We start from the raw sequence: 14,942 nt of genomic DNA, 5'->3' as shown, positions 1-14,942 counted from the left end.
GTACCGAGGAGCAGGACCAGCACATGAACGCAGCACTCCGCTTCGCCGACAAGGTGGCCGTGGTCACCGGAGCCGCTTCCGGGATCGGCGCGGCCACCGCAGAACGGCTCGCGGCCGAGGGCGCCGCCGTGGTCCTCGCCGACATCGCGGCCGACCGCGCCGAGGGCGTCGCCGCGGGCATCCGCGAGGAGGGCGGCCGGGCGGTGTCCGTACGGGCGGACGTGTCCGACCCCGAGGACTGGGAGCGGATCGTCGCGGTGGCGCACGCCTACGGCCCCGTGGCGGCTCTGGTCTCCAACGCCTACACCGTCGACGTGGCCCCGGCCCACGAGATGTCCGTCGCCTCCTGGGAGCGTCAGCTCGCGGTCAACCTCACCGGCGGCTTCCTCGGCTTCCGGGCGCTGCTGCCCGACCTGCGCACCGCCCGGGGCGCCGCCGTCCTCACCTCCTCCGTCCACGCGCACAAGGGCATCCCCGGCCACCCCGCCTACGCGGCGGCCAAGGGCGCGCTGCTGTCGCTGAGCGGCCAACTGGCCGTCGAGTACGGGCCCGAGGTCCGGGTCAACGCGGTGCTCCCCGGTCCGATCCTCACCGCGGCCTGGGACCGGGTGCCCGAGGAGGACCGGGCCCGCAGCGTCGCGGAGACCGCGGCGCGCCGCTTCGGCCGCCCGGAGGAGGTCGCCGCGGCCATCGCCTTCCTCGCCTCGGACGACGCCTCGTACATCACCGGTTCGAGCCTGCTGGTGGACGGCGGCTGGAGTGTCACCAAGGCCTCGGCCTGACCGCCGCCGACCACCATCGCCGTACCTCACCCGGGGTACCCCACCCGACCTGGAGAAAGGCAGAACGACATGACGCCATACGCGCGCCGCGGAGTGCACGGGCAGACCGTGGAGACTCTCGCGCGCCGGGTGCTCAGCGGCGAGATCCCCGAAGGGGCGACACTCGATCTCGTGGCGTTGCAGAGCGAGTTGGACGTCAGTCTCACCGCGCTGCGCGAATCGCTGAAGGTGCTGGCGGCCAAGGGGATGGTCGACGCGCGGCAGAAACGCGGCACCTTCGTCAGAGCCCGCGCCGACTGGAATCTGCTGGACGCCGACGTGCTGCGCTGGCAGTTCGCGGGCGGCACCGGCACCGGGGCCGACTTGGGGCTGCTGCGCAGCCTCGGCGAGGTCCGCGGGATCGTCGAACCGGCCGCCGTACGGCTGGCGGCGGTGCGCCGTACCGACGGCGACCTGGTCGCGCTGGACGCCGCGCTCACCGCGATGGGGGAGGACGAGGGCGGCGCCGCGCACGCGGTCGAGGCCGACCTCGCCTTCCACCGCGCCCTGCTCGCCGCCACCCACAACGAACTGCTGGAGCGGATGGAGATGGTGATCGAGTCCGGTCTCGCGCACCGCGACGAGATCGTGCACAGCTCCCCGCACGGCCAGGACCCGGTGCCCAGCCACCGGGCCGTCCTCGACGCGGTACGCGACCAGGACCCGGACGCCGCCGAGCGCGCCATGCGGGCCCTGCTCGACCAGGCCGTCCGCGACCTGGACCTGGTGCACGGCTCGGGCGCCGAGGCGGTCGAGGGGTCCGGCGGGTCCGGCGGGTCCGGGACAACCGGGGCAACCGAAACGGCGCGGGCATCCGAAACGGCGCGGGCAACCAAGGAATCCCAGACCTCCACGGCTTCAGAGGCGGCGAAGTGAAGATAGTGCGCGTCGAGACCTTCCTCGTACCGCCCCGGTGGCTGTTCTGCCGGATCGAGACGGACGAGGGCGTCGTCGGCTGGGGCGAACCCGTGGTCGAGGGGCGCGCCGAGGTGGTGCGCGCCGCCGTCGACGTGCTGGCCGAGTATCTGATCGGCCAGGACCCGCTGCGGATCCAGGACCACTGGCAGGTGCTCACCAAGGGCGGCTTCTACCGCGGCGGCCCGGTGCTCTCCAGCGCCGTCGCCGGTCTCGACCACGCGCTGTGGGACATCGCGGGCAAGACGTACGGCGCCCCCGTGTACGGCCTGCTCGGCGGTCCGGTCAGGGACGCGGTCCGGGTCTACGCCTGGGTCGGCGGCGACGAGCCCGCGCGGCTCGCGGAGGACGTCGGCGCGCAGGTCGAGGCAGGCTTCACCGCCGTCAAGATGAACGCGGCCGGCCGCACGTCGGCGCTCACCACGCCCGCCGAGACCGCCGCCGTCGTGGAGCGGGTGGCCGCCGCGCGCCAGGCGCTCGGCCCCGGACGCGATGTCGCCGTCGACTTCCACGGCCGCTTCACCGCCGCGGGCGCCCGGCGCGTCCTGCGTGAAATCGCGCCGCTGCACCCGCTGTTCGTCGAGGAGCCGCTGCTGCCGGAGCTGGGACATCTGCTCGGCGGCCTGGTGGCCTCCACCGAAGTGCCGATCGCGACCGGTGAACGCCTGTACGGGCGCGCGGAGTTCCTGCCCGCGCTCACCGCGGGCATAGCCGTGGCGCAGCCGGACCTCTCGCACGCCGGGGGCATCACCGAGGTGACGCGGATCGCGTCGCTCGCCGAGACGTACGGCGCCCAACTCGCCCCGCACTGCCCGCTGGGGCCGATCTCGCTCGCCGCCAGCCTCCAAGTCGCCTTCTGCACGCCGAACTTCCTCATCCAGGAGCAGAGCCGCGGCATCCACTACAACAAGGACGCCGACCTCCTGTCCTATCTGGTGGACACCGAGCCGTTCCGCTTCGTGGACGGCCAGGCGCTGCGCACCGGGCTGCCGGGGCTCGGGATCACCGTGGACGAGGCGGCGGTACGCGCCGCCGACCGCGGTGGGCACGCCTGGCGCAATCCGGTGTGGCGGCACGCCGACGGGTCGTTCGCGGAATGGTGACAGCGCTGACCGGGGCGGCGCTTCCCGTACGGATCGTCACCGACCTGGCGCACGGCGGCCGTTGGACGTCGCTGCGGGCCGGGGACCGCGAATGGCTCTGGCACCGGGACGAGCCACGTCGCGCGGGCGTCGCGCCCGGTGACGCCTTCGCCGACGCGGGCGGTGTGGAGGAGTGCCTGCCCACCGTCCGGGGCGTCCCCGACCACGGCGACGTGTGGTCGCGCCCCTGGCGGCGCGAGAACGCCGGGGACGGCGCAGATGGCGCGGATGGCGCGGATGGCGCGGACCGGGTCGACCACCCCGACTTCCGGCTCACCCGGCGGATCGGGGGCGGCCCCGGCGGCGGCGCGGTGGTCGACTACCGGCTGACCGCCGCGCCCGGCTACCGCTTCCTGTGGGCCGCCCACGCGCTCCTCGACGTGTCGCGGGACGGCCGGATCGAACTGCCGCCCGGCGCACAGGCCCTGCATTACCCGGACGGGGGTGCGCGGCGCGAGCCGTTCACCTGGCCGTCCGCCGGGGGCACGGGCGACGCGGCGCGTACCCGCTTCGACCTGCTCGGGCCCGACGACGGTACGGCGAGCGGCGCGGTCGTCGAGGCCGCGACGGCGACCGTGCGCGACGGGACCGACCGGCTGCGGTTCGCGCTCGACGTGGCCGGTCAGCCCGCGTCCATCGCCCTGTGGCGGAATCTGGGCGGCTTTCCCGAGGGCGCGCCGTACCGCTCGATCGGCGTGGAGCCGATGCTCGGGCGGGTCTTCGACCTGGCGACGGCGGGGGAGGGGGACGCGGCCCGCGTGCCCGCGAGCGGCGAGGTCCGCTGGCGGCTCACGGTCACGGCCGCCGGTGCTTCCGCCGCCACCGCCGCCGCGTCCGCCCCGGGCCGCTGATCCCTCGACGGGATCGGCGCACCGCGACCGGCTCACCGCACCGCGACCGGCTCACCCCGACCCCACCGCCCGCCCCGGCCCCACGCCGTCCGAATCACCGCAACAGGAAAGGAACATCACCCGTGGACCTGCTCACCGCGCTGCGCGCCCACCGCCTCGTCGCCATCGTGCGCGGCGACGACGAGGACGCGTCGCTGCGCACCGTACTGACCCTGGTCGAGGAGGGCGTCGCACTGGTCGAGGTCTCGCTCAGCGGCCGGAACGCGCTCGGCGTCATCGCCGCGGCCCGGGCCGCCCTCGGCCCCGACGCGCCGCTCGGCGCGGGCACCGTCCTCACCGAGCAGGACGCCAAGGACGCGCACCGCGCCGGGGCCGACTTCGTCGTCACGCCCGCGGTCGGCGAAGGCGTCAGCGCCGCACGGGAGTTGGGCCTGCCCGTGCTGGCCGGAGTGATGACGCCCACCGATATCGTCACCGCGCGGCGGCTCGGCGCCACCGCGCTCAAGCTCTTCCCCGCCGAGCAAGCGGGCGGCCCCGGCTACCTCCGTGCCCTGCGCGGCCCCTTCCCCGACCTGCCCTTCGTGCCCGTCGGCGGCGTCGACATCCCGGCCGCCCGCGCCTACTTCGCCGCCGGAGCCCTCGCGGTCGGCGTCGGCTCGCCCCTCATCGGCGACGCGGCGAGCGGCGGCAGCCGGACCGCACTCCGCGCGCGGGCCAGGGACTTCCTCGCCGCCGTCGCGGAGACGGACGCGCCGAGCGCGCGGGCCGCGCGATGACCGGGAGTACGACCGAACGGGGGCAGCGCCTGGCGCCGTCACTCGCCATGACCGGACGGGGCCCGCGCCGTACCCCCGCGAGGAGACTGCCGTGATCCGGATCGGCGGCCCCGTCGCCTGCCTCGGGGAGACCATGGTCGCGATGGTGCCGGAGACCGGTGAAACGCTCGCGGAGGCACGGCGGTTGCGGGTGGAGGTCGCCGGGGCGGAGTCGAACGCGGCGATGTATCTGGCCGACCACGGGGTGGAGGCCCGGTGGGTGTCGGCGGTCGGTGACGATCCGTTCGGGCGGCGGATCGTGGCCGAGGTCGCGGCGTGCGGGGTGGACGTCGGCGGCGTCAGGACCGACACGGGGCGGCCGACCGGGGTGATGGTGAAGAGCCCCGGCGGGCAGGGCACCCGCGTGCACTACTACCGGCGGGGGTCGGCCGCGTCCGCGCTCGGGCCGCGATCGCTGGCGGCCGAGGCCGTACGCACCGCGGGGCTGCTGCACCTGACCGGCGTCACGGCGGCGCTGTCGGACTCCTGCCGCGACCTGGTGGACTCGGCGCTGCGCGGCCCGCTGCCGGTCAGCTTCGACGTCAACCACCGGCCCGCGCTCTGGCCGGACGGCGCGGCGCCCGGCGTCCTGCGCGACTTCGCCGACCGCGCGGACATCACTTTCGTCGGCCTGGACGAGGCCCAGGAGCTGTGGGGCGCGCACCTCGCCGACGCCGCCGACGTACGCGCCCTGCTGCCGGGCCCGCGCGTGCTGGTGGTCAAGGACGGCGCCCGCGCCGCGACCGCCTTCGACGGCGCGACGGCGCACACCGTGCCCGCCCGCGCCGTCGAGGTCGTGGAACCCGTCGGCGCGGGCGACGCCTTCGCCGCCGGATTCCTCACCGGCCTGCTCCGCGGCGAGCCGCCCGTCCGCGCGCTGCGCCTCGGCCATGTCACCGCGGGCGCGGCCCTGCGGGTCCCCGGCGATCACGGCCCGCTGCCGGACCCCGCCCGTATCGCACACCTGCTGGACGCCACCGAGGCGCGGTGGGCCCCGGCCGCGTCCCCGGGCGGCGTCACCGATAGCTGACGGTGACCTGCTGACGCACGGACCTCTGCGGAACGGTGACGGTCACCTTCCCGGCGGCGGCGTCCCACGCCCAGGCGCTCCTGGCCACCGGGACGCCGTCCACGGTCACGGACTTCGGCGCGGTGGCGTTGGTCACTGGCGCACTGGCGCACCGGGCCTCCTCGGCCAGAATTTACGTGTACGGCAACAGCGCCTCGTTCGAGCGGGTGTCACCCGTGAAGTGCACGGTGGTGCGCTTGTCGGCCCGCGGCCCGGTCGTGAGCCCGGCCCTGCCGCCGTAACCGCCGGTCGGGAGTGAGCCGTACGCCCGCGAGAACCCGCTGGGTGAACGGGGCGCCGCCGAAGCCGTCACGGCCGACGGCGTTGAAGGTCGGCGCGTCCAGGAACGCGGTGTCGCCCGCGTACGCGGTGCGGATCAGCGTGGGGGAGAGGACCTCGAACCGCGCATCGCCCGAGACCACGGCGTCGGTTCGACGTCGGGTCATGTCTGGTTGTGGGTCCGCTTGAGCGCATTTCTGTTCGTGCGCTGACAAGTCGACGATGACAGATCCGGCGCCGCGAGGGGAGTGTGCCGACTGGTGCGAATGGGGTCGGTGCAAAGAGCTGATGCGAGCGGATGTACCCGGCGGGGCGCACCGGCTGGTGAGCCGTCAGGGGGCGGTCTGCTCGCGCAGCGGGCCGGTGTCCTTCGCGGGGTCGGCCGCCGGGGCCGGGGCGCCGGAGTCGTAGCGCCAGAAGGAGCGGGCCAGCGGGGCGGCGAGTGCCACGACCACCACGCAGGCGAGGCCGCCGATCGTCCAGGACAGCCCGGCGCCGAGCGCGGCGGCCATGGTACCGGCGCGCAGGTCGCCCAGCCGGGGGCCGCCGGCGACGACGACGGTGTGGACGCCCTGCATGCGGCCTCGCATCTCGTCGGGGGCGTAGGTCTGGAGGAGTGTCTGGCGCAGGACCGCGCTGATCAGGTCGGCCGCGCCGGCGACGGCGAGGAGCAGGACGACCAGCCAGAGCTGCCGGGCCAGGCCGGAGACGGCGACGGCGGCGCCCCACGCCAGCACGGCGCCGGTGAGCACCACGCCCTGCCGCCGGATCCGGCCGATCCATCCGCTGGCGAACCCGGCCAGGACGGAGCCGATCGGGATGGCGGAGTAGAGCAGTCCGACCGAGCCGCCGAAGCGGGCGTCCGCGACGTCGGGGAACAGCGACCGCGGCATCGCCAGCGTCATGGCGCAGATGTCCACGAAGAAGCTCATCACCAGCACCGGCCGCCCGCCGATGAAGGACAGCCCGTCCCGTACCGACCGCAGACCCAGGCGGGCCGCGGAGCCGTCCGGCGGAAGTCGGGGCAGCCGCAGCGTGGAGTGTAGCGCGGCCGTGAACAGCACGGCGTCCGCGCCGTACGCGTACGCGAAGCCGTGCGGGACGGTCACGAGGACACCGGCGATCAGCGGGCCGACGACCTCGCCGACCGTGCCGATCACGTAGTTGAGGGTGTTCGCGGCGGGGATCAGGCCGGGCTCGACGATGCGCGGCACGATCGCGCCGCGCGCGGAACTGGCCATCGCGAACCCGGCGGACTGCGTCGCGACCAGGGCGAGGATCAGCCCGACATTGCGCACGTCGAGCAGCGTCTGCGCGAGCAGCGCCAGCGTCACCGTCCAGGTGCCGAGCGAGGACCACAGATACAGCGTCCTGCGGTCGACGGCGTCGGCGACGGCCCCGCCGTAGAGGCCGAAGACGATCAGCGGCACCAGACCGGCGAAGCCGACCATGCCGACGGCCAGCGACGAGTGCGAGATCCGGAAGACCTGGACCGGCACCGCGATCTGGGTGAGCATCGAGCCGACGAACGACGTGCCCTGGCCGATGAAGAGCCGCCGGAAGGCGGGCAGGGCCAGCGGGCGGGTGTCGATGGCGTGGTCAGCGAGCAGCCGCCGCGCTCCGCGAGGGCTCGGCTGCTCCGCGCGCTCCACGGCGTCGCCTTTCATCCGCCTCTGCTTTCCGGGCCGCCGCGGCCCTCTTCCCGTTGCCGTCCGCCGGGGGCCCCTGCCCGGCCGTTCGTCCTGCCGGGCCCTTTGCCGCCGCGGCTCACAGGCGGCAGCTGACCTCCATGCCGTCCTCGACCGGGAAGGTGACGCTCTCGTAGCCGTTGCGCGGATCGCGGACGTAGTCGAGATACGGCGCCAGGTCCGTGAGGTCCACGTCGTCGGCCACGACGAGGGTGCCCGGCGCGAGGCGCGGTTCGAGCAGCCGCAGGACGGGCAGACAGAGGTCCTTCCAGCCGTCGAGCAGCAGGAAGTCCACTGGACCTGACAGCTCGGCGAGGGTGTCGCGGGCGTCGCCTTCGAGGACGGTGACCAGTCCGTCGAGACCCGTCTCGGCGAAGGTCACGCGGGCCGCGGCGGCCTTGTCCGCGCTCAGTTCGGTGCTGATCACCCGCCCCGCGCCGTTGTCGCGCACCGCGGCGGCCAGGTGGAGCGTGGAGATCCCGAAGGAGGTGCCGAATTCGACGACGGTGGCCGGACGGACGGCCCGGACCAGGCTGTACAGGAGTTTTCCGCCGTCGGCCGAGATCGGCATGTACACATCGGCGTTGGCGTCGGCCAACTCCCGCGGCGTCGCCGGGGCGAAGCCGTCGGGCCACGCGGCCCGGATACGGCGGCGGGTCGCGTCGTCCTGCGCGGCCCGGTCGAACATCGCGGTCAGGGCGGAGACGACCCGGGGGTCGCGGAGGGTGCTGGTGGCTGTCATGGGCTCTAGAGTAGACGCACCGTTGCGTTGCGTCTAGAAGTTGCCGACCTACCCCGGGACCCGGAGGATGCAGACATGGAGCGAGGGAGTTCGGTCGCCGACGGCGCCAGGGGCGCCGAAAGCGCGGGGGGCGCCGAGAGTGCGGGCGGCACGGAGGGTGCGGGGGGCGCCGGGGCTGACGCCGACCGGACGGCGCGGCACCACGGCAACCGGCACGGGCGCAGCGAGCAGGCGCGGATGGCCGTACTGGAAGCCGCCGACGACCTCCTGGTCGAGAAGGGCTTCGCCGGTGTCACCGTCGAGGGCATCGCGGCGCGGGCCGGGGTCGCCAAACAGACCATCTACCGCCGCTGGAACACCAAGACCGACGTCCTTCTGGACGCCTTCCTCCAGGACGCCGCCGAAGCCCTCGCCCCGGCCGACCACGGCGATCTCGGCGCCGATCTCCGCGAGCACCTGGGCCTGCTGGCCGGCTTCCTCACCGCGTCAGACGCGGGCGCGGTCTTCCGGGCCCTGCTCGGGCACGCGCAGCACGACCCGCAGTTCGCGGCCGTGCTGCGCGCCCGCTATCTCGACGAGCAGCGCGGCCGCGACCGGCTCCCGCTGGAGAACGCGGTGGGCCGCGGCGAACTCCCCGCCGGTCTCGACCTGACGGCCGAGGTCGACCGGCTCGTGGGGCCGATCTACCACCGCGTCCTGGTGACCGGGGACCCGGTCGACCGGGACTTCACCGACCGTCTCGTGGACGACTTCCTGCGCCGCCACCCCCGTGCCCGTCCCGCGTCGGACGGCGCTTCCTAGCGGCGCGTGGTACGTCCTCCCGTCGGCGTCCCTCAGGCCCCGGTGCCGTCGGCGGCGGCCTTGAGCGCCGCCAGGTCGATCTTCTTCATACCGAGCATCGCCTTCATCGCGCGCTGGCCGCGCTCCGCGTCGGGGTCGTTCAGCATCGCCACCATGCCGGTGGGGACGACCTGCCAGGACAGCCCGTACTTGTCCTTGAGCCATCCGCACGGGCCCTCGGAGCCGCCGCCCTCGGTGAGCCGGGCCCAGTAGTGGTCGACCTCGGCCTGGTCCTCACAGGTGATCAGCAGCGAGACGGCCTCGGTGAAGGGGAACTCGGGGCCGCCGTTGATCGCGATGTACGGCTGGCCGTCCAGCTCGAACGCCACGGTCAGTACGGTGCCCGCCTCGCGCGGACCGGCCTCGCCGTAGTAGGTGGTGTCGGTGATCCGCGAGTTCGGGAAGACCGAGACGTAGAACTCGGCGGCTTCCTGGCTCTCGGTGTCGAACCAGAGGTTGGGGGTGATCCGGGGCATCGCGGTCTCCTCGCGTCAGGCTGTCGTCGGCGCCCGAGCGCCGCCGTTCACCTTTATGACCGGCCGCCCGCCGAAAACTCATCGGCGACACAGCACCCGCGCGGCTCAGTCCCCCAGCCGGTCGATCTGCCGGATCTTGTTGGTGACGTCGAGCGCCGCGACCTTGTAGGACTCGGCGAGCGTCGGGTAATTGAAGACGGCGTCCACGAGGTAGTCGACGGTGCCGCCGCAGCCCATCACGGCGTGGCCGATGTGGATCAGCTCGGTGGCGCCGGTGCCGAAGCAGTGCACGCCGAGCAGCTTGCGGTCCTCCGGCGAGACCAGCAGTTTCAGCATGCCGTGCGCGTCACCGATGATCTGGCCGCGGGCCAGCTCGCGGTAGCGGGAGACACCGACCTCGAACGGCACCAGTTCGTCGGTGAGCTGGTCCTCGGTGCGGCCGATGAAGCTGACCTCGGGAATGGTGTAGATGCCGATCGGCTGGCCGTCCCGCATCGCGTGCACGGGTTCGCCGCAGGCGTGGTACGCGGCGGTCCTGCCCTGCTCCATCGAGGTCGCGGCCAGCGCGGGGAAGCCGATGACGTCACCGACGGCGTAGATGTGCGGGACCGCGGTGCGGAAGTGCTCGTCCACCGATATCCGGCCGCGCTTGTCGGCTTGCAGACCGGCCTTGTCGAGGTCCAGTTCGTCGGTCAGACCCTGCCGTCCCGCCGAGTACATCACCGCGTCCGCGGCGATCTTCTTGCCGCTCTCCAGCACGGTCAGGGTGCCGCGCTCGTGCCGCGAGACCGCCGCGACCGTCTCGCCGAAGCGGAAGGTGACCGCGAGATCGCGCAGGTGGTACTTGAGCGCCTCGACGATCTCGGCGTCGCAGAAGTCCAGCATTCCCTCGCGCTGCTCCACCACGGTGATCTTGCTGCCGAGGGCGGCGAACATCGACGCGTACTCCATGCCGATGACCCCGGCGCCGACGATCACCATGGACCGCGGCACCCGCTCCATGCTGAGGACGCTGTCGGAGTCCAGCACCGTACGGTCGTCGAACTCGACGCTCGCCGGGCGCGCGGGCCGGGTGCCGGTGGCGATCACGATGTGCTCGGCCGTCACCAGCCGGTCCTGGCCGACCGCGTCGCGCACCGCGACGGTGTGCTGGTCGACGAAGCGCCCGGTGCCGGAGAGCAGCGCGACCTGGTTCCTGGAGAGCTGACTGCGGATCACATCGACCTCGCGGCCGACCACATGCTGCGTCCTCGCGGTCAGGTCCGCGACGGTGATGTCCTCCTTGAGCCGGTAGCTCTGGCCGTACAGATCCCGCTGGTTGAGGCCGGTGAGGTAGAGCACCGCCTCCCGCAGCGTCTTGGACGGGATCGTGCCGGTGTGGATCGACACCCCGCCCAGCGAGTCCGCGCGGTCCACCACCGCCGCCCGCCGTCCGAGCTTGGCCGCCGCGATGGCCGCCTTCTGACCACCAGGACCTGAACCGATCACCAACACGTCGAAGTCGGGCACACCAGCGAGTGTGACAGTCGGCGGCCCGCCCCGGAAGGCTTTGCCGAACAGGGCCGCCCGCGGCCGTGGTCGCGCTGCCGCCGGTCCGCTACGTGACCGGCCGCCCCGCCCGCTGCCCGCCCCGTTCCCCGAACCGCTGCTCGCCCGGTTCCCCGACCCGTAACCCGACCGGCTACTTGACCGGCGCGAAGAGGTGCTGCGCCGCCACGGCCGCGCCGCCGCGCGCCCACTCCTCGAACGGCAGCGGGCGCAGCAGCAGATCGCACTCGGCGGCGGCGCCGAACGCCTGGGCGGCGAAGGTCTCGCGGATCTGGTCGGCGAACAGGTCGTAGGTCGCCACGCCCTCGCCGGAGATGATGATCCGCTCGGGGCCGATCAGGTTGGCGACCGAGGCGATGGCGAGGCCGAGCGCGTGCCCGGCGCGGGAGAACACGGCGCGGACCGCCTCGTCCCCGGCGTGCGCCAGCCGTACCGCTTCGGTCATCGTCAGCCCCGGATTCCCCGTGGCCTGCCTGGCCTGCTCGGTGATGGCGTGCGTGGACGCGACGGCCTCCACGCAGCCGGTGTTGCCGCAGGTGCAGGTCCGCTCGGTGCCGCCGACCGGCAGGTGGCCGACCTCCCCCGACACGCCGTGCGCCCCCGACACCACGCGCCCGCGGATGGAGAGTCCGCAGCCGATCCCGGCGCCGACGGTGATCAGCGCGAACGAGTCCAGGCCCGCGCCCGCGCCGAACCACTGCTCGGTGACGGTCAGCGCGCGTACGTCGTTCTCGATCACCGTCGGTGTGCCGGTGGCGGTCTCGACGAGCTGAGCCAGCGCGACCCGGCGCCAGTTGAGGAACGGTGAGTACTGCACGATGCCGGTCTGCCCGTCGACGTCGCCGGAGATGGTCACGCCGATGCTGTGCACGTCCTCGCCGTGCGCGGGCCCGGCCGCCGCGCGCAGCCGCTTGACCAGCCGGGCGATGGCCAGCACCACGGTGCCGACATCCCGCGAGTCGAGGGTGACCCGGCGTGCCACGAGCGGCTTGGCCGTGAGATCGGCCAGTACGCCGATCAGCTCGTCCGCGGTCACCTTGACGCCGATGAAGCGGGCCCGCTCCGGGCGTACCGCGATCAGCGTGGCGGGTCTGCCGGTCGCCCGCTTCGGGGCCGGGGTGCTCAGCTCGGTGATCCAGCCGTCGCTCAGCAGCGGCGCCGTCACTTTGGTGACGGCCCCCGCGGACAGGCCGGTACGTCGGCCGGCCTCGGCCCGGGTGAGCGGCCCGTGGGCGAGCAGGGTCTGGAACACCAGGGCGGCGGCGGGCGGCTGATCGGCGGGAGTCACGTCTCCGACCCTACCTTTCCGCCGGAAGGTAAGGGAAGGCGAGAGTGGCGCGAGGGGTGCACAGAATTCACAGAATCCGCCGGGAAACCAGGTGGCGACTATGTTGACGCTGGAAGGAAACTCTGGCTACAGTCGCCGCACTCCACAGCCGAACGGGGTCCGGGACGGCCCCGAACGGCAGGAGCGCGACCGGCGTTCCTCCCCTCCGGCCGCGGCCTGCGCACGGGGCGGCGTCCCCTCGGACCGCCCCGCGAGCGCAGGCGTCCACGCCAACCAACCCTCCTCGTCACCCGGCCCCGCCGTGCCCGCGCACGGTGCCGAGATGGAGCAGTCATGGCACCTTCCGATGGACCCGTACGCCTCAGCGCCCGTGCCGCCCGCGCCAGGGGCGGCGCCCGGAACGCCGTCCTCCCCGCCCTGCTGGCGGCCGGAGCGCTGATCGCGGCCTTCGCCGTACCGGCGTCCGCGTCGGCGCCCGCTGCCGCGCCCGGCTCCGCACCCGAGTCCGTACAAGCCGCCGTCTCCCGAGCCGCCCCCGCCCCGTCCCCGGTCCTGGCCGCCAAGCCGTACATGGGCTGGAGCAGTTGGAGCCTGGAGTCGACCAACTTCCCCGGCTACGGCGGGATGAGCTGGCTGACCGAGGCGCATGTGAAGCAGCAGGCCGATGTGGTGGCCAAGAAGCTCAAGTCCCACGGCTACGAGTACATCAACATCGACTCGGGCTGGGTCGGCGGCTTCGACCACTACGGCCGTCCGATGCCCAATGCCACGACGTTCCCCGACGGACTGAAGGGTCTGGCGGACTACGTGCACGCCAAGGGCCTGAAATTCGGCGCCTATCTGGCCGTCGGGCTCTACTTCGACGCGTACAACGACGGGAAGTCGCCGGTCTACGGGGCACCGGGCTGTACGACCAAGGACATCGTCTACCCGGACCTGCGCAAGACCAGCGGCTGGGACGACGTCTCCTACCAGATGGACTTCTCCAGCCCGTGCGCCGCGAAGTACATCGACTCCGTCGCGGCCCAACTGGCGGGCTGGGGCGTGGACTTCCTCAAGGTCGACGGCGTCGGCCCCGGCTCCAACCAGGGCGACGCGGCCCACGACAACATCCCCGACGTCCAGGCATGGCACGCCGCGCTCCAGAAGACCGGCCGTCCGATTCAGTTCACGGTGTCCTGGTCGTTGAGTCATGACCGGGCGGACGTGTGGAAGCCGAACTCCAACGGGTGGCGGGTCGACACCGACGTGGAGTGCTACTGCGACACGCTGGTGACCTGGGACAACTCCGTCAAGCAGCGGTGGAACGACGTCGTCCAGTGGATCGACGACGCAGGCCCCGGCCACTGGAACAACCTCGACTCGCTCGACGTCGGCGCAGGCGCGATGGACGGCCTCACCGACGCCGAACGGCAGACCTACATGACGCTGTGGGCGGTCGAGTCCGCACCGCTGTACTCCGGCGACGACCTCACCCGACTCGACCCCTACGGCCTGAAACTCCTCACCAACGACGAGGTGATCGCGGTCGACCAGGCGGGCAACCCCGCCAGGCCCGTCAGCCAGGCCACCGACCAGCAGGTCTGGTACGCCCGCAACACCGACGGAACGTACACCGTCGCCCTGTTCAACCTCGGCAGCGCACCCGCCGACGTCACCGCGGACTTCGCCGACCTCGGCATCACCGGCAAGGCCGCCGTCCGCGACCTGTGGAGCCGCACCGGCCTCGGCAGCGCCTCGGGCCACCTGACGAAGAACCTGCCCCCGCACGGCTCCCGCCTGTTCACCCTCACCCCCGCCAAGAAGACCCCCGCCCCCGGCACCCCCCTCGGCGTCCACGGCACCGCGTCCACCGCCACCACCGTCTCCCTGGCCTGGAACCCGGTGAACACCGGCCCCGCCACCACGGGATACGACGTGTACGTCAACGGCCGCAAGGCCACCTCGACCGGCACCACCTCCGCCACCGTCACCGGCCTCACCCCCGCCACCGGCTACACCTTCACCGTCACCGCCCACGACGCCAAGGGACGCCACTCCGCGCCCGGCAAACCGGTTCCGGTCACCACCCCCGCCCCCGGCGGACGCGTCACCTACGAAGCGGAAGCCCCCGCCAACACCCTCACCGGAAACGCGAGCATCACCGACTGCGCCGCCTGCTCCGGCGGAAAGAAAGTCGGCAACCTCGGCGGGGACAGCGCGGTCGCCATCAACTATGTGACAGCGCCGAAGGACGGCACCTACCTCCTCACGCTCGGCTACGCGGACGGGTCCTCCGGCCGCACCGCCGTGGTCACCGCGGGCGGCTCGTCGTTCCAGCTCCCGCTGCCCGGCGGCAACGACAACAACTGGGGCGTGGCGCGGTCCGTGACCGTACCGGTCCACCTGAAGGCGGGCGACAACACCGTCACCTTCGGCAACCCGGCCGACTACGCCTCGGACGTCGACCGCGTCACCGTCTGACCCCG

At 73.2% G+C, this 14,942-nt stretch carries 15 protein-coding genes; 8 read left to right on the top strand and 7 right to left on the bottom strand.

Going from position 1 to position 14,942, the window contains the following annotated elements:
- Positions 1-23 precede the first annotated feature (23 nt).
- The 6 genes from ACFZAM_RS20260 (at position 24) to ACFZAM_RS20235 (ending at position 5,574) form a co-directional block, all read left to right on the top strand.
- Entirely contained in the window at positions 24-782 is a 759-nt protein-coding gene (locus ACFZAM_RS20260; protein WP_355334955.1) for an SDR family NAD(P)-dependent oxidoreductase, read from the top strand.
- A 69-nt stretch (positions 783-851) separates the two neighbouring features.
- Positions 852-1,697 carry an FCD domain-containing protein gene (locus ACFZAM_RS20255; RefSeq protein ID WP_391047797.1) on the top strand — a complete coding sequence of 282 codons (846 nt, stop codon included), beginning with the start codon at positions 852-854 and terminating at the stop codon, positions 1,695-1,697.
- Positions 1,694-2,839 (top strand): galactonate dehydratase, encoded by a 1,146-nt coding sequence (gene dgoD / locus ACFZAM_RS20250; RefSeq protein WP_391047794.1) that lies wholly within the window; start codon positions 1,694-1,696, stop codon positions 2,837-2,839. The genes ACFZAM_RS20255 and dgoD overlap by 4 nt, the downstream gene beginning before the upstream one ends.
- On the top strand, positions 2,833-3,729 hold the full coding sequence (locus ACFZAM_RS20245) for a hypothetical protein (RefSeq protein WP_391047792.1): 897 nt from the start codon (positions 2,833-2,835) through the stop codon (positions 3,727-3,729). The genes dgoD and ACFZAM_RS20245 overlap by 7 nt, the downstream gene beginning before the upstream one ends.
- 122 nt (positions 3,730-3,851) lie before the next feature.
- Complete coding sequence (locus ACFZAM_RS20240; RefSeq protein ID WP_391047789.1) at positions 3,852-4,505, top strand: bifunctional 4-hydroxy-2-oxoglutarate aldolase/2-dehydro-3-deoxy-phosphogluconate aldolase; 654 nt, start codon at positions 3,852-3,854, stop codon at positions 4,503-4,505.
- Positions 4,506-4,596: 91 nt separating this feature from the next.
- Positions 4,597-5,574: a PfkB family carbohydrate kinase gene (locus tag ACFZAM_RS20235; protein ID WP_391047787.1), complete on the top strand. Its 978-nt coding sequence runs from the start codon at positions 4,597-4,599 to the stop codon at positions 5,572-5,574.
- Here ACFZAM_RS20235 and ACFZAM_RS20230 read toward each other — a convergent pair.
- The 4 genes from ACFZAM_RS20230 to ACFZAM_RS20215 all read right to left on the bottom strand — a co-directional run bounded on the left by ACFZAM_RS20230 (position 5,561) and on the right by ACFZAM_RS20215 (position 8,322).
- Complete coding sequence (locus ACFZAM_RS20230) at positions 5,561-5,710, bottom strand: hypothetical protein (RefSeq protein ID WP_391047784.1); 150 nt, start codon at positions 5,708-5,710, stop codon at positions 5,561-5,563. The two genes, ACFZAM_RS20235 and ACFZAM_RS20230, sit on opposite strands and share 14 nt — an antisense overlap.
- Positions 5,711-5,783: 73 nt before the next feature.
- Positions 5,784-6,059: a hypothetical protein gene (locus ACFZAM_RS20225; protein ID WP_391047782.1), complete on the bottom strand. Its 276-nt coding sequence runs from the start codon at positions 6,057-6,059 to the stop codon at positions 5,784-5,786.
- Between the two features lie 165 nt (positions 6,060-6,224).
- Positions 6,225-7,559, bottom strand: a complete 1,335-nt coding sequence (locus ACFZAM_RS20220) for an MFS transporter (protein ID WP_391047781.1) — start codon at positions 7,557-7,559, stop codon at positions 6,225-6,227.
- Positions 7,560-7,659: 100 nt separating this feature from the next.
- A complete protein-coding gene (locus tag ACFZAM_RS20215) occupies positions 7,660-8,322 on the bottom strand; it encodes a class I SAM-dependent methyltransferase (protein ID WP_391047778.1) in 663 nt (220 codons plus the stop codon).
- Positions 8,323-8,397: 75 nt separating this feature from the next.
- Here ACFZAM_RS20215 and ACFZAM_RS20210 point away from each other — a divergent pair, with 75 nt between their 5' ends.
- A complete protein-coding gene (locus tag ACFZAM_RS20210; protein ID WP_391047776.1) occupies positions 8,398-9,123 on the top strand; it encodes a TetR/AcrR family transcriptional regulator C-terminal ligand-binding domain-containing protein in 726 nt (241 codons plus the stop codon).
- A gap of 32 nt (positions 9,124-9,155) precedes the next feature.
- On the opposite strand, the gene ACFZAM_RS20205 is transcribed toward ACFZAM_RS20210, so the two are convergent.
- From ACFZAM_RS20205 to ACFZAM_RS20195, 3 genes are all read right to left on the bottom strand, one after another.
- Positions 9,156-9,638 carry a VOC family protein gene (locus ACFZAM_RS20205; protein ID WP_355334929.1) on the bottom strand — a complete coding sequence of 161 codons (483 nt, stop codon included), beginning with the start codon at positions 9,636-9,638 and terminating at the stop codon, positions 9,156-9,158.
- A 105-nt stretch (positions 9,639-9,743) separates the two neighbouring features.
- On the bottom strand, positions 9,744-11,147 hold the full coding sequence (sthA, locus tag ACFZAM_RS20200; protein ID WP_355334926.1) for a Si-specific NAD(P)(+) transhydrogenase: 1,404 nt from the start codon (positions 11,145-11,147) through the stop codon (positions 9,744-9,746).
- A gap of 172 nt (positions 11,148-11,319) precedes the next feature.
- Positions 11,320-12,474: an ROK family protein gene (locus tag ACFZAM_RS20195; protein WP_391047772.1), complete on the bottom strand. Its 1,155-nt coding sequence runs from the start codon at positions 12,472-12,474 to the stop codon at positions 11,320-11,322.
- 333 nt (positions 12,475-12,807) lie between these two features.
- Here ACFZAM_RS20195 and ACFZAM_RS20190 point away from each other — a divergent pair, with 333 nt between their 5' ends.
- Positions 12,808-14,937, top strand: coding sequence for a fibronectin type III domain-containing protein (locus tag ACFZAM_RS20190; protein ID WP_391047769.1), 2,130 nt, complete (start codon positions 12,808-12,810; stop codon positions 14,935-14,937).
- Positions 14,938-14,942 lie beyond the last annotated feature (5 nt).

It is taken from the genome of Streptomyces sp. NPDC008079 (assembly GCF_042957385.1).
GTDB lineage: Bacteria > Actinomycetota > Actinomycetes > Streptomycetales > Streptomycetaceae > Actinacidiphila.
Note: the sequence above shows the minus strand (reverse complement) of the source record. Positions and strands in the feature narration are given on the sequence as shown.